At 62.9% G+C, this 14690-nt stretch carries 12 protein-coding genes and 2 pseudogenes; 9 read left to right on the top strand and 5 right to left on the bottom strand.

Annotated features, from left to right (window positions below):
* Positions 1-36 precede the first annotated feature (36 nt).
* On the top strand, positions 37-804 hold the full coding sequence (locus WM40_RS09415) for an ABC transporter ATP-binding protein (protein WP_024902054.1): 768 nt from the start codon (positions 37-39) through the stop codon (positions 802-804).
* A gap of 127 nt (positions 805-931) precedes the next feature.
* On the opposite strand, the pseudogene glk reads toward WM40_RS09415, so the two are convergent.
* The 4 genes and pseudogenes from glk to WM40_RS09395 form a co-directional block, all read right to left on the bottom strand.
* Positions 932-2005: pseudogene (gene glk, locus WM40_RS09410) on the bottom strand (glucokinase); the annotation flags it as partial.
* A complete protein-coding gene (gene pgl, locus WM40_RS09405) occupies positions 1986-2672 on the bottom strand; it encodes a 6-phosphogluconolactonase (protein ID WP_024902052.1) in 687 nt (228 codons plus the stop codon). The pseudogene glk and the gene pgl, both read right to left, overlap by 20 nt.
* A 48-nt stretch (positions 2673-2720) precedes the next feature.
* Positions 2721-4259, bottom strand: a complete 1539-nt coding sequence (gene zwf / locus WM40_RS09400; RefSeq protein ID WP_082102543.1) for a glucose-6-phosphate dehydrogenase — start codon at positions 4257-4259, stop codon at positions 2721-2723.
* A 105-nt stretch (positions 4260-4364) separates the two neighbouring features.
* A complete protein-coding gene (locus tag WM40_RS09395) occupies positions 4365-5651 on the bottom strand; it encodes a Bcr/CflA family multidrug efflux MFS transporter (RefSeq protein WP_046152771.1) in 1287 nt (428 codons plus the stop codon).
* On the opposite strand from WM40_RS09395, the gene WM40_RS31310 reads away from it, so the two are divergent.
* The 8 genes and pseudogenes from WM40_RS31310 to WM40_RS09360 all read left to right on the top strand — a co-directional run bounded on the left by WM40_RS31310 (position 5650) and on the right by WM40_RS09360 (position 13081).
* Positions 5650-5829, top strand: a complete 180-nt coding sequence (locus WM40_RS31310) for a hypothetical protein (protein WP_036007642.1) — start codon at positions 5650-5652, stop codon at positions 5827-5829. The two genes, WM40_RS09395 and WM40_RS31310, sit on opposite strands and share 2 nt — an antisense overlap.
* Before the next feature lie 289 nt (positions 5830-6118).
* Positions 6119-7417: a glutamate-1-semialdehyde 2,1-aminomutase gene (hemL, locus tag WM40_RS09390; RefSeq protein WP_024902049.1), complete on the top strand. Its 1299-nt coding sequence runs from the start codon at positions 6119-6121 to the stop codon at positions 7415-7417.
* Complete coding sequence (gene ribD, locus WM40_RS09385) at positions 7417-8688, top strand: bifunctional diaminohydroxyphosphoribosylaminopyrimidine deaminase/5-amino-6-(5-phosphoribosylamino)uracil reductase RibD (RefSeq protein WP_024902048.1); 1272 nt, start codon at positions 7417-7419, stop codon at positions 8686-8688. Before hemL ends, ribD begins: the two co-directional genes overlap by 1 nt.
* A 42-nt stretch (positions 8689-8730) precedes the next feature.
* The gene (locus WM40_RS09380) at positions 8731-9378 is read left to right on the top strand and encodes a riboflavin synthase (protein ID WP_024902047.1); all 648 of its coding nucleotides are present in this window, start codon (positions 8731-8733) and stop codon (positions 9376-9378) included.
* Between the two features lie 96 nt (positions 9379-9474).
* Positions 9475-10674 (top strand): bifunctional 3,4-dihydroxy-2-butanone-4-phosphate synthase/GTP cyclohydrolase II, encoded by a 1200-nt coding sequence (gene ribBA, locus WM40_RS09375; protein ID WP_046152733.1) that lies wholly within the window; start codon positions 9475-9477, stop codon positions 10672-10674.
* A 190-nt stretch (positions 10675-10864) separates the two neighbouring features.
* A pseudogene (ribH, locus tag WM40_RS09370) lies at positions 10865-11370 on the top strand (6,7-dimethyl-8-ribityllumazine synthase).
* Positions 11367-11801, top strand: a complete 435-nt coding sequence (gene nusB / locus WM40_RS09365) for a transcription antitermination factor NusB (RefSeq protein ID WP_046152732.1) — start codon at positions 11367-11369, stop codon at positions 11799-11801. The pseudogene ribH and the gene nusB overlap by 4 nt, the downstream one beginning before the upstream one ends.
* Before the next feature lie 47 nt (positions 11802-11848).
* Complete coding sequence (locus WM40_RS09360; protein ID WP_413783803.1) at positions 11849-13081, top strand: pyridoxal phosphate-dependent aminotransferase; 1233 nt, start codon at positions 11849-11851, stop codon at positions 13079-13081.
* 51 nt (positions 13082-13132) lie between these two features.
* Here WM40_RS09360 and WM40_RS32065 read toward each other — a convergent pair whose 3' ends face one another.
* Positions 13133-14230, bottom strand: coding sequence for a transglycosylase SLT domain-containing protein (locus WM40_RS32065; protein ID WP_046152731.1), 1098 nt, complete (start codon positions 14228-14230; stop codon positions 13133-13135).
* Between the last annotated feature and the right edge of the window lie 460 nt (positions 14231-14690).

The following is a 14690-nucleotide window of genomic DNA, read 5'->3' as shown; positions in this document are numbered from 1 at the left end:
ATCGTGACTCTTACCGCCGCATCCGAACCCGCCGCCATGTTCAAACTGATTGCTGACGATATCCATAAAAGCTATGGCGAACACGAAGTGCTCAAGGGCGTATCCCTGCGCCTGCGTGCCGGCGACGTCACCAGCATCATCGGATCGAGTGGCTCAGGCAAAAGCACCTTCCTGCGCTGCATCAACTTTCTCGAGCGACCAAGCAGTGGCCGCATCCTGCTCGACGGCGAGGAAGTGCGGACGGCGCCGGCGAGAGACGGCGCATTGCGCGTGGTCGATCCGCGCCAGTTGCAACGCGTCCGCAGCCGGCTCGCCATGGTGTTCCAGCACTTCAATCTGTGGTCCCATATGACCGTGCTCGAAAACATCATTGAAGCGCCGATGCACGTACTCGGGATGTCAAAAAAAGACGCCGTCGAACGGGCGCGCACCTATCTGGAAAAAGTTGGCCTGGGACCGCAGGTGGAAAAGAAATACCCGGCGCATATGTCCGGCGGTCAACAGCAACGGGTGGCTATCGCCCGCGCGCTGGCCATGGACCCGGAAATCATGCTGTTCGACGAACCCACGTCGGCGCTGGACCCGGAGTTGGTGGGCGAAGTGTTGAAGGTCATGCAGACGCTGGCCGAGGAAGGCCGGACCATGATCGTCGTGACCCACGAGATGAGCTTCGCCCGGAATGTCGCGAATCAGGTCGTATTCCTGCACCAGGGAAAAATCGAGGAAGCAGGCGTACCCCACGAAGTCTTCACACAGCCCCGCAGTGAGCGACTCAAGCAATTCCTGTCAGGCAACGCAAAATAAGCTGCCGGCAAGCGCCGGAAGACGACCAAGCATGGGAAAAGCCTCGACATTCGGATATGTGCCCGAATGCCGAGATCTGGTTCAATACCCGATTCTCAATAAGTCTTATGACGCGTATCGCTTACTGCGCAAGGGTCGCCGTCAAGATTTCCGATGCGCCGATAAAAGCCGGATTCTCGGCGGTGATCACATACGTCGGAATAATCGAGAGGTATCGTACAAATCGCCCCTTCTGCTCAAAGCGTTCCCGAAACGGTGACGTGTAGAATCGCTCGCCCAGCTTCGGCACCACGCCACCGCCGAGGTAGATCCCCCCCTGCGCACCAAATGTAATGGCGACATTACCCGCGAAACTGCCTAGCACGCCACAGAATACATCGACCGTTTCATTCGCCAACGGATCTCCCTGCTTCGCCCGTTCGACGATCGTGGCGCTGTCCACGGCGTCGACAGTCTGGCCGGCCCTCGCTGCCAGCGCGCTATAAATCAATTCGATACCCGGTCCCGACGCCACCCGTTCGAACGACACGTGTCCCCACTTCTCCCGCGCAAACGCGAGAATATGGTCCTCGCGCGCATCGAGCGGCGCGAAACTCGCGTGTCCCCCTTCGCTGGCGATCGGCGTCCAGCGGCCATCCACATAGACCAACCCCGCGACCCCCAGGCCGGTGCCGGCGCCCAGTACGCCACGCACTTCTCCCACCGCGCCGACCGACGTCGGGTGCACGGTGCCGGTGCCGACCTGGCGCACCTGATCCTTGCGTAGCGCCGGAACCGCTTGCGCCAGCGCGGCGAAATCATTGACGACCTTCAATGTTTCCAGGCCCAGGACCTTGCGTGTGGCCTCGATCGAAAACCGCCAGTCGTGATTCGTCATGGTCACTTCGTCACCATCGATCGGATTGGCGATCGCGATGGCGGCGTGACGCGCCGGTCCGTATTGCTTCAGATCATCCGCCGCATCATCAAAAAAAGCGTTGACCGCGTCGGCGATACCCGGATAGTTCGCACACGGGTAAGTGTGGATCTTGCCGATCCGGCCCGGTCCGCACTCGAGCGCAAAACGTGCATTCGTGCCGCCGATATCGGCGAGCAGACGAAGACCATCCGCGTGCAAAGCACCGGATGTGATATCGATTACAGCGCCTGCTTGAGCGGTGGGCGCACTGGCCTGTTTGTTTTCAGGCGTACCAATAGGCATCGAGCTTCACTCCCCCATCGTTGGCGAGCCGCGAAATCGCGGTGCGTTGCGGCATTGCGGCGGCGGCTTCCAGCACCGCGCGCTTTTTTTCACCACTTATCTGTAGAAACGTTACCGGCGCGCGGCGCAGCGCATTCAGCGACAAGCCGATACGGGCATGTGGCGCGGTCGCCGGCTCAGTGTAGACGTAGCGATCGAGCGTGGTCGTCGCATAAGCCCATTGCGGCGCGTCGGCAAACAGCGATGCGGTATGACCATCCTCGCCCATTCCGAGAATCACGACATCCGGCCCGGCGACACCACCCGGCCCGTTCAGTAATTCAAGCACCGCCTGGGGCGTCCGCGCCGTGTCGACGATCGGCCAGAACCGTGCCGCCGCAGCCGCATCGCGCAACAGCGTGTCACGCAACAGTCCGGCATTGCTGGCCTCGTCATGCGGGGGCACCCAACGATCGTCCACCAGCGTGATATCGATTTGCGCCCATGCCAGCGGCGTCTTTGCGAGATGCGCAAAAAATCGCGCAGGGCTTTTGCCGCCAGACACCGCCAGCGTCGCGCGGCCCTTGGCCCCGCGCTGCGCCAGGACATGACGCAATGCCTCGGCCACAGCGGCCGATAGCGCCTCGGCCTGGGCATCGCCGTCGGCAAAGGTATTCAAATAGAGCATCGACGTAATCTCCTTTTCAATGCCGTCTTTACATACGTCGTCGGACGCTCAATTTTCTTCTTCAAGCCAATAGGTACCGTCGTGGGCGAGCATCGCACTGGCGGCCGGCGGACCCCACGAGCCAGCGGCATAGCCCTTCGGTTTGCGGCCCGGCTTCGACCATTCATCGAGGATCGGCATCACGTACTTCCATGCGGCCTCCTGCTCGTCACGACGGACGAACAGCGCAAGACGTCCGTGAATCACGTCGAGCAGCAGGCGTTCATATGCCTCCATTTGCTGGCCCCGGAAGAAATCATTGAAGTCCAGGTCCATGTAGACACTCTGTAACTGCATACCATCGCCCGGCTGCTTCGATTGGCAGTAGAGACGGATCGTCTCGTGCGGTTGCAGGCGGATCACCAGACGATTCGGCGGCGCATTCGATACGCTCGAACCCGGCAGCGCCGAATGGGGCACCTGCCGGAAGTTGACAACGATCTCGGCCGTTCGATCGGCAAGCCGCTTGCCGGTCCGCAGATAGAAGGGTACACCGGCCCAGCGCCAGTTCTCGATTTCGACCTTCAGTGCAACAAAGGTCTCGGTCAGGCTCTCTTCGTTGACACCCTCTTCTTCCAGATAACCGGGAACGCTCTCGCCGCGGGTAACGCCCTTCAGGTACTGACCCCGCACGGCCACCTTGGACACGTCGGTGGGCGACAACTGCTTCAACGCGCGCAGGACACGCAATTTCTCGTCGCGCACGCTGTCGGTATCCAACGCATGCGGCGGTTCCATCGCCACGATGGCGAGCAATTGCAGCAAGTGGTTCTGCACCATGTCGCGCAACGCGCCCACGCCATCGTAGAAGTCGCCGCGGGTTTCAACGCCTAATTCCTCAGCGATGGTGATCTGGATACTTTGGATGAACTCACGACGCCACAGCGGCTCGAACAGAATATTGCCGAAGCGCAGCGCCAACAGGTTCTGCACTGGCTCCTTGCCGAGGTAATGGTCGATTCGATAAATCTGTTCTTCCTGGAATATTTCGCCCACCGCATCGTTGATCGCTTTGGACGACTCGAGGTCATAGCCAAGTGGCTTTTCCAGCACGATGCGCGCGCCTTCATTCAATTGCTGCCCCGCCAGCGCCTGGCAGATCGGCACGAATAGCGACGGCACCGTCGCGAGGTAAAAGACACGAGTGCCACCAAAACCGGATAGTGCCTCGGTGAGCTTGGCAAAATCATCCTTTGCCGCGTCCAGCTTGACGTATTCGATGCGCTCGAGAAAACCCTTCCATACCGCGTCGTCGTATTCCTTACTCTTGACGAGACGCGGTTTGACATTTTCCTCGACCCACTTTAGATAACCGTCACGATCCGGGGACTTGCGTGCCACGGCGACGATCTTGCCGGCGGGATCGACCAATTTGTCGCGATGCGCTTGATACAGCGCCGGCAGGATCTTTCGGTGCGCCAAGTCGCCGGTGCCGCCAAACAGGACGAACGTAAACCCGTTCTCGTCACTTGCCGCAGCCTGTGCATTGGGCGTTGCCGAGGCATGCGCGCCAAATGTCTTGCGTTCTGTCGTCGTGTCGCTCTGCATAACTACGTCGCCCTTCTCGGTTGGGATGATGCGTCGGATCGCTCTGACAGCAGTTTACCCATAAAAGGCGATATTGGCTGACTACCCTGCCCGGCGGCGAGTGGCTCAGTCCAGTACGCGCGACGGACGTGACGCCTGATCATGCAATACGACCGAGGCTGGCGCCTGCGTCACGGCTCGCCGCACGGACGCGCGGTGCAATCGCAACAACACGGTACGGCCGATGAACGCGCAGACGCCGCACACGACAATCAAGACGCCCAGGGCGAGCGGCGTACCGGTGGACAGCACACCAAGCAATCCGCCCGCGCCGGCACCCAAGCCGAATTGGACCGCACCGAACAATGCGGCGGCGGCACCGGCATTGTTCGGGTAGCGCTGCATCAAATCCGTCACGCAGTTGGCGCCCAGCACGCCGGTGGTGGATACAACGAAAAACAACGCCGCAGCCAGCAGCGGCAAGCCACCGATACCTGTCACACAAACAAAGCCGGTGATGAGCGCCGCCGCGATCGATACGCCCGAAGCCCACGATATCATCCGCATCGTGCCCAATTTCGATACAAGTTTGGCGTTCAGGACATTGCCGCCTACCAGGCCCACGATGTTCGCGGCGAAGAAAAATCCATAATGCTCCGGGGCGACGTGGTAATACGAGATGTAGACAAAAGGGGTGCCCGCGATATAGCAGAACATCGCCGCGTATGACATGCCGCCACACAACAGATGCGCCAGCGCGGTCTTGTCGGTCAACAAATGGCCATAGGCGCGAAACGACTGCCGTAATGCCGACTTCGCACGCTTTTCCGCAGGCCAGGTCTCCGGCACGCGGGTCCAGACCAGAACGCTGCAGATAATCCCGTAGAGAAGCAGCGCCGCGAACACCGCCCGCCAGCCACCCGCGTGCAGTAATTGCCCACCGACCAACGGGGCCGTCAATGGGCCGACGGAGGTGACAATCTGCAGGAACGACAACACTTTCGCCGCTTCCGAAGGAGCGTGGGAATCACGCGTGATCGCGCGCGCGAGCACCGCCGCCGCACCGGCACCCAGCGCCTCGAAGAATCGGAACGTCGCGAGGGACGTCACCGTGGGCGCGAGCAGGCAGGCCAGTGTGGCAACCGTATACAGCAAGATGCCGATCATCAGAATTGGACGTCGACCATAAGCGTCGGACAGCGGGCCGTACAGCAGCATGCCGACCGAGAAACCGGCAAGAAAGGTTGTCAGCGTCAATTGCACATAGGCGGGCGCGACATCGAAACTGCGGGCCATGTCAGGCAGGCCGGGCAGATACATGTCCACCCCGAGCGGGCCAACGGCGGCAAGCGCGCCTAGCAGTAAAAGCAAGCGGCGCGCACTGCGTGCCGCCGGGGAAACAAACGTGGACATGGTGTCGGGAAGGAGTCTGGCCGCGGTGCTGCCGGTCAAATCGCTCGGCGGCGCCAGCGTGCAGGCAAGGTACGCTGCCGCCGTCGACTCACGACGCCGGCAGACGGAACCAGTACAAGGCAACGTGGAATCGATGCGGATGGACACGCAGCGCCAGCATGAGGCGCGAAGCGTCTGATTATAAAGCAGCCCTTCCGGCGATATAAGCCGGTGTGCCCGGAAACGTCATGGCACGCGCGCAACTGTGACACCACGTCGCGCTACGGATTGCCGCACCGCGCCGTCCTTTGATGGCGGACCGCGAAAGGCGCAGGGGCAAGCGGCGGCGGCGCGGGGCGTGCGGTACAATTCCGCGGATACACTGGCATACCCTACGCGCCGGCCCCCAGGGCCGACGAACTAGGTCGGCAGCCCCGTCCGCCTTGTGCGTACGGCATTGCTCCTCCGCTTTTCTTTTCGCGTTCACCATGTCCCAGAACCAGGTTCTCTTCAATCGCGCCCTCGACAGCATTCCGGGCGGCGTCAATTCACCGGTTCGCGCGTTCGGCTCCGTCGGCGGCACACCGCGCTTCGTCAAGCGCGCGCAAGGCCCCTATATCTGGGATGCCGACGACAAGCGTTATATCGATTACATCGGTTCATGGGGGCCGATGATCGTCGGGCATACGCATCCGGACGTACTCGCCGCGGTTCAGCGCGTGCTGGGGGATGGGTTCAGCTTCGGCGCGCCGACCGAGGCCGAGATCGACATCGCGGAGATGATCCGGGCGTTGGTGCCGTCGATCGAACAGGTTCGGATGGTGTCCTCCGGCACCGAGGCAACCATGAGCGCGCTGCGCCTCGCCCGTGGTTTCACCGGGCGGGAACGGATTGTCAAGTTCGAGGGCTGCTATCACGGCCACGCCGATAGTCTGCTGGTCAAGGCCGGCTCGGGCCTGCTGACGTTCGGTAATCCGACGTCGGCCGGCGTGCCCGCCGACACCGCCCGACATACGATGGTTCTCGAATACAACAATGTCGAGCAGATCGAGGAAGCCTTCCGCGCGTTCGGCGACGACATCGCCGCGGTCATCGTCGAACCGGTGGCGGGCAACATGAACCTGGTGCCTGGCAGCGCCGCCTTCCTGAATGCGCTTCGGACACTGTGCACGCGGCACGGCAGCGTCCTGATTTTCGATGAAGTGATGTCGGGATTCCGCGTGGCGTTGGGCGGTGCACAGGCGTTGTATGGCATCACGCCGGACCTGACCTGTCTCGGCAAGGTCATCGGCGGCGGCATGCCGGCAGCGGCATTCGGCGGTCGCCGGGACATCATGGCCAAGATCTCGCCGCTCGGCCCGGTCTATCAAGCAGGCACGCTTTCCGGCAACCCCGTGGCGGTGGCCGCCGGCCTGGCAACGCTGAAGCTGATCTCCGCTCCAGGCTTTTTTGATGCACTGGGCGCGCGAACGGCACGCCTGGCACAAGGCCTGACGCAGGCGGCGACGGCGGCCGGCGTGACCTTCAGCGCGGCGACGGTGGGTGGCATGTTCGGCCTGTACTTTGCCGACAAGGCCCCCGAGCGCTTCAGTGATGTGCAGCGTGGCAGCATTCCTCGCTTTAATGCGTTCTTCCACAAGATGCTCGACGCCGGGGTCTACTTTGCGCCTTCGGCGTTCGAGGCCGGATTCGTATCCAGCACGCACGACGATGCGGTGCTGGACGCCACCGTCGTTGCCGCGCGCGACGCCTTTGCGCATGTTGCACAACTCGACCTGGGTGCCTGATGTTCTCGAATGCCGATTTCGCCTATATGCAGCGTGCGCTGGCCCTGGCGGAGCGCGGCATGTACACGACCACGCCGAATCCGCGCGTGGGTTGTGTGCTGATCAAGGACGGCAACATCATCGGCGAGGGATTCACCCAGCCTGCGGGACAGGATCACGCGGAAGTGCAGGCACTGAAGGATGCGCGCAGCCGTGGCATCTCGCCGGAGGGCGCGACGGCTTATGTCACGCTGGAACCATGCAGCCATTTCGGCCGTACCCCGCCGTGCGCGCGCACCTTGGTAGAGGCCGGCGTCGCGCGGGTCATCGCGGCGATGGAGGATCCGAACCCGGCGGTCTCGGGACGGGGGCTGGCCATTCTGCGTCAAGCAGGCATCGACGTGCGCTGCGGACTGCTGGAAAAGGCAGCAGCGGAAATGAACATCGGTTTCATCTCGCGGATGACGCGGCGCCGTCCCTGGGTGCGGCTGAAAGCGGCGGCATCGCTGGACGGTTTCACGGCCTTGCCTTCGGGCGAAAGCCAATGGATCACCGGCGAAGCGGCCCGTCAGGATGGGCATCGCTGGCGCGCCCGCGCGTGCGCGATCCTCACCGGTGCCGGTACCGCGCGCCAGGACGATCCGCAGTTGACCGTGCGCGGCGTGGAAACGCCGCGTCAACCGTTGCGTGTATTGGTGGACAGCCGCCTGACCGTGCCGCCCACGGCGCGTTTGCTCGATGGTGCCCCGCCGCTGATCGTTCATGCGGGGCCTCCCGCCGCGGCAAACCCGGACGACCCGGCCGAAGTGGCGCTGGCGGCGGCAAAAGCCGTCTTGATGGACAACCGGCAGAGCGGTGACGTGCACGACCCGCATCCGCATCACCTTGCAACCATCGACCCGTCGCGGGACGCGTTCCTTGCCCGCGCGGAAGCATTGCAGGCGCGCGGCGCGGAGCTGGTTGCCTTGCCGAACGAAGCGGGAAAAGTCGATCTGCCGGGGCTGATGCGTCTGCTCGGCGATCGCGGCATCAATGAACTGCACGTCGAGGCGGGCACCAAGCTGAGCGGTTCGCTGATCCGCGAGGGCTGCGTCGACGAATGGCTGATCTACCTTGCCCCCAGCTTGCTCGGCCGCGGCTTCGGACTGTTCGATATGCCTGCGGCGGGGCGTCTGATCGATCGGCGGCAACTCGTCTTCGATAGCGTGGAGCGGATTGGCGATGACATCCGCATCCTGGCGCGGGCCGTCGGTGGCAACGAGACGAACGCCGAGACACGCGACGCAACATGATCAAGGCCGGCACGCCGGCACCAGAAAAGGACGGATAACACGATGTTTACAGGGATAGTCGCGGCAGTCGGCAGCATCCGGAAGGTCACCCCCCTTGCCAAGTCCGGTGATGTTGGCGAAGCGGGTGTACGGCTACGCGTGGATGCCGGTAGCCTGCCATTGGACGACGTGTTGCTGGGTGACAGCATCGCGATTCAGGGTGCCTGCATGACCGCCGTCGCCATCGACACGTTGGAGAACTGGTTCGATGTGGATGTCTCGCACGAAAGTCTGCGCCTGACCGCCGGCCTGGATCGCCCAGGCCCGGTGAACCTGGAGAAGGCTTTGCGGGCGAACGATCGGCTGGGCGGTCACCTGGTAAGCGGCCATGTCGACGGGCTCGGCGAAGTACACCGCTTCGAACCCGTAGGCGAATCGCACCTTTTGGAAATCATAGCGTCGCGTGATATCGGGCGGTATCTCGCTTACAAGGGCTCGGTTACCGTGAATGGCGTCAGCTTGACGGTGAATCGCGTGGACGATACGGTTCGCAACGGGCAGGCCTGCCTGTTCGCCATCAATCTCATCCCGCATACGATCGAGGTCACGACGTTGAACGCGTTGCGCCCCGGTTCGCGGGTCAATCTGGAGATCGACCTGATCGCCCGCTACGTCGAGCGCATGATGTCGGCGCCCCCGGCGCAACAGTAATTCCGCCCTACGCGCATTATCGGCCGCGGCCGCGCGATGTTCGCGTAAAATACCTGTTTTTCCAGACGGCCGTCCCGCGCGCCCCGCCCCCTTGCCATGAAGCTTGCGACCACCTCCGAGATCGTTGCCGAATTGTCGGCCGGCCGCATGGTCATCCTCGTGGACGAGGAAGACCGTGAAAACGAGGGCGACATCGTCCTCGCCGCCGACTTCGTCACGCCGGAGGCCATCAATTTCATGGCCACGCATGCGCGCGGCCTGATCTGCCTGACATTGACCGCGCACCGTTGCCGCCAGTTGGAATTGCCGTTGATGACCGCCCGGAACGGCACCCAGTACGGCACGGCATTCACGATGAGCATCGAGGCCGCGGAAGGGGTTACCACGGGCATCTCGGCGCCGGACCGTGCCCGCACGATCCGCGCCGCGGTCGCCCCGCATGCACGGGCGAGCGACATCGTGCAGCCCGGCCACGTTTTTCCGGTAATGGCGCAGGACGGCGGCGTGCTCGTTCGCGCGGGTCATACGGAAGCAGGATGCGATCTCACCGCGATGGCAGGCCTCACGCCCGCCTCCGTCATCTGCGAGATCATCAAGGAAGATGGCACGATGGCGCGGCTGCCCGACCTGATGCTGTTCGCCGAAACCCACGGTCTGAAGATCGGCACGATCGCCGACCTGATCCAGCACCGGTTGCGGCACGAGTCCGTCATTGAACGCGTCTCCCATCGCGAGATGCATACGCCATACGGCACCTTCGACGCGACGCTGTACCGTGACACGCCCACCGGCGCGCCGCATCTCGCGCTGACCCGCGGGACACCGAGCACGGATACGGAAACGCTGGTGCGCGTGCATGAACCGTTATCGGCGCTGGATCTGCTTGAGACACAGGCGTCGGTGCATTCGTGGACGATCGAGGCGGCATTACGCGAAATCGCACGGCATCATGAAGCCACCGGTGGTGCTGGCACCGTGGTCATGCTGAACTGCGATGGGACACGCGAGCGCTTCTTCGAAGCGTTCACCGCTTTGGAGGACACCGAAGCCGCCGCGCGTCGTGCCCGACGCCCGATGGATTTCAAGACCTATGGCGTGGGTGCGCAGATTTTGCGTGACCTTGGCATCGGTCGGATGCAGGTACTGTCGAAGCCGCGCAAGCTCGGCAGCATGTCCGGCTTTCACCTGGAAGTGACCGGTTTCATCGCGAAGCCCGGTGCGGCATTGACGCTGCCCGAGCAGGCCTGCGCGTTGGATAATGCGGCCCCGGGCGCGACCGACGGCCGCTACGCGTAATTCGGCGAGGTGCATCCCGCAGACATCGTCGGTCTTGCGGGCCGGCGGCACGTGCCGCATCGCATGCTCGCCAACGCTTTTTTTGCCTGCGCGGAACCATCACCCGGCCGCGGCCGCCTACAAGGCGGTCGCATGTGCCAGGAGACGCACCATACCGCGCTTATCTCCCCTCTTGCATACGGATACCCTCATGGAAACCGGTAAATACGAACTGAACATCGACGGCACCGGTCTGCGGATCGGCCTCGTGCAATCGCGCTTCAACGAGCCGGTTGTCAACGCATTGCGCGACGCCTGCATCGACGAACTGGAAAAGCTCGGCGTGGCAGGCGAGGATGTATTGCTGGTCACCGTACCCGGCGCGCTGGAGATCCCGCTGGCGCTGTCGAAGCTCGCGCAGAGCAACCAATTCGACGCCCTTATCGCCCTGGGCGCGGTCATCCGCGGCGAAACCTACCACTTCGAACTGGTGTCGAACGAATCTGGCGCAGGCATCACACGCATCGGCCTAGATTTCGACCTGCCGATTGCCATGCCGTACTGACGACCGAGACCGACGCGCAAGCCGAAGCCCGCGCCGATGAGAAAGGTCGTGATGCCGCTCGCTGCGCGGTTGAAATGGCCAATCTGGTGAACGCCCTATCCGGCTTGTCCGAATATGGTGACGAAGGCGACGAAAGCGGAGCGAATGCATGAGGAACGCCCGACGCCGCGCGCGCGAACTCGCGACGCAAGCGCTGTATCAATGGCTCGTGGCGGGCAGCCCCGTCTCGGACATCGATGCGCATATCCGCGGCATGCAGAGCTTCGATAAGGCTGACCGCGAACATTTCGACGCACTGCTCTACGGCGTGGCGAAAGAACAGGCCCAACTGGAAGCGACCATCACACCCTGCCTCGACCGCCCGGTATCAGAGTTGTCGCCAGTCGAGCGCGCCGTGCTGCTGGTCGGTGCTTACGAGTTGCGCCATCATATCGACATCCCGTATCGCGTAGTGATCAACGAGGGCGTGGAGCTGGCCAAGACATTCGGCGGCACCGACGGCTATAAGTACGTCAATGGCGTACTTGACAAGGTCGCGGCGCAATTACGCCCGGACGAAACGCAGGCGAATCGCCGCGGCTAAATCGCGAGAATCCCGTTTTACCCTCGTAGCGTGCCTGGAGCGCCGTGTTGACCGATTTTGCATTGCCGTCCGACGCCCGCGTCGGATCATCCGCCGCCACGCTGGCGCACCTGGCCGGACGGGTCGACGAGATCGCCCCGTTCCACGTCATGGAACTGGTCAAGCGCGCTACCGCGCTGGAGCAGGCCGGGCGTGACATCATCCACATGAGTATTGGCGAACCGGATTTCACGGCGCCGGAACCCGTCATCGTGGCGGCCTCGGATGCACTGCGTCGTGGCGTTACGCAATACACCCCCGCGCTAGGTCTGCCGGCACTACGGGAGGCAATCGCATCGTATTACCTCGATGCGTTCGGCGTTCACGTGGCGAGCGAGCGGATCATTGTCACGGCAGGCGCATCGGGCGCGCTATTGCTCGCCTGCGCGGCGCTGGTCGACGCAGGCGATGAAATCCTGATGCCCGACCCTTGTTATCCGTGCAACCGGCATTTTGTCGCGGCATTTGGTGGCGTACCCACGATGGTGCCAAGCGGGCCGGCACAGCGCTTCCAACTGTCCGCGGGCGACCTAGCTGATCGATGGGGCGCACGGACGCGGGGCGTCCTTCTGGCATCGCCGTCAAACCCTACCGGCACGACAATCGAGGCCACGGAGCTCGCCCGCATCGTCGACATCGTGCGCGCGCACCGAGGCGTCACCATCATCGACGAGATTTATCAGGGATTGACGTACGATGGTCCGGCACGGACGGCACTCGCACTGGGCGAGGACATCATTACCGTGAACAGTTTTTCGAAGTATTTCGCGATGACGGGATGGCGGCTCGGCTGGATCGTCGCGCCTACCGCCTGGGTACCGGCGTTCGAAAAGCTCGCGCAGAATTTGTTCATCTGCGCGTCCACCGTGGCACAGCACGCCGCGCTGGCCTGCTTTACGCCCGCGGCGCGGCAAATCTGTGAAACGCGGCGCCTCGCCTTGAAAGCGCGCCGGGACTATCTGGTGCCGGCGTTACAGGGAATCGGTTTTGACGTGCCGGTCGTGCCCGACGGTGCGTTCTACGTTTACGCGGATTGCAGCAAGGTGCGTCACCCCGACGCCCATGATGCCGATGCGCTGTCACACGCGTTGCTCGAGGCAGCCGGCGTGGCTGCCGTGCCCGGATTGGATTTCGGCGCCGATGCACCCCGCCGCTACCTGCGCTTTTCCTATGCAACGGCGCTCCCACGCATCGAGGAAGCGATTGCCCGGATGGGCGCGCTATTCAGGCAATCCGAATAGCATGCGCGTCGGGACCTGTGGTGGCGCGAACGGCCGAGCAAGGGTGCGGGCTCAGGTATTACTGGAAGCCACCGGCGCGGCTAGTGTCTGTTTGTCAGCCACCGGCTTGATCGCATCGTTGCCATGCAAGGCACCGGTCACATTCGCCGCTGTTCCGTCATGCGGCGAATTGGTCATCGGCGCGGCTTTCGGTTTTGCGGAGGCGGTCAGTATCGGCGCGGCACGCTTCACTGTCACCGTTCCACCACTGCGCAAGATGTCGCGCAACTTGTCACGCTCCGATAATACGCGCGTGCCATAGCCGTTATCACCCGTGGCGGTCGAACCGACATAACGACGCAAGCCACCGGCGATCGTACCCGTCTGGATTATGTAATCCTTCAGGATCAATGCACCGACGCGGAGATTCGGTACCGGCTCGAGCGCCGCCTGCGGGCCGCCGTAATAGTCGAACTTGTCCGCATGCACGACCGGCATCACCTGCATCAGGCCGCGCGCGCCCACACCGCTTTCGGCGTAGGGATTGAAGCCGGATTCCACCGCCATCACCGCCAGCAACAGCAGCGGATCGAGACCGACGTCACGCCCCGTCTGGAACGCGGCGTGCACCAGCACATTGATCGGCTCCTGGGCGACATGATATCGCTGGGCGATGGCCACGGCGATGCGCTGTTGATCACGACCCGATGTTGCCCCGAAACGGTCATATCGCGCATCGGCAACCACTTGCATCGTCCGCGTCGATCGCACTACCGACGGCAGATTGCTCGGATCGAGCGGCGCGCCAAACACACCAAGCGACGGTGTCTGCGTGGCATCGGCCGCATTCGAGCCCGTGGGAAGTAAAGCCGCCGCATGCAACGCAGCGGCATCGGCGGACGGGCGGGCGCTGGCATTGGCCGCCGACAAGAAACTTAAAGCAGCGATATTGCTTGCATCGTCACGCGAAGCAGCATTGGCCGAATGCAGGAACTTCGCGGCCAGCGCCGTGCGCCAAGCCGGTTGCATCCACAATGCCATGGCACTGACGATCGCCACCAGGCCGATGACGCTGGCGCACTGGTGTCCTACCCGCGTTCCCCGACGCACGAGCGCACGCACGGCATCGGGGACACGCCTGGCCGGCTGGCCAGAAACTGCTATGTCCATATATCGAGTCTCCCTCTCAAGGCGCCGGGACCCGGACACGCCGACAATCAGGCAACAAAAGCCCCGTCTCTCCAGGTGGAAAGACCTGTCACGCATGCCGAATCACGGCTTGGAAGATGTCCGGGGTGCGCGGTGCGGATACGAGATCCGCGCCGATACAAACCCAGTTGGCACCGCCGGACAACCCTCCAGATCAGGCAGCAACGTCCAAGGACGGTGCGGCTGCCTGCCGCTTTCTTCCGTAACCGGGCATTGCATGCCCGGGCCACGCGTGCCATATGGCACATCGAAGAAAGCCGCGGATCGGAATCCGGCGCCTTTGTAGAACGATAAGACCGCATACCACTTTAAAACAGTTGCGGAATTTTCGTCTGGCGCCGGTGTGTTCGCCCGCACAGCATTGGGGTGGCGGGGGGCGAAAGACCGCATTCCTGGCCCACGTGCACGTTGACTCAGTGCG

The organism is Robbsia andropogonis, from assembly GCF_000970345.1.
GTDB lineage: Bacteria > Pseudomonadota > Gammaproteobacteria > Burkholderiales > Burkholderiaceae > Robbsia > Robbsia andropogonis.
The sequence above is the reverse complement of the archived record's forward strand: the minus strand, read 5'-3'. Positions and strand labels throughout refer to the sequence as shown.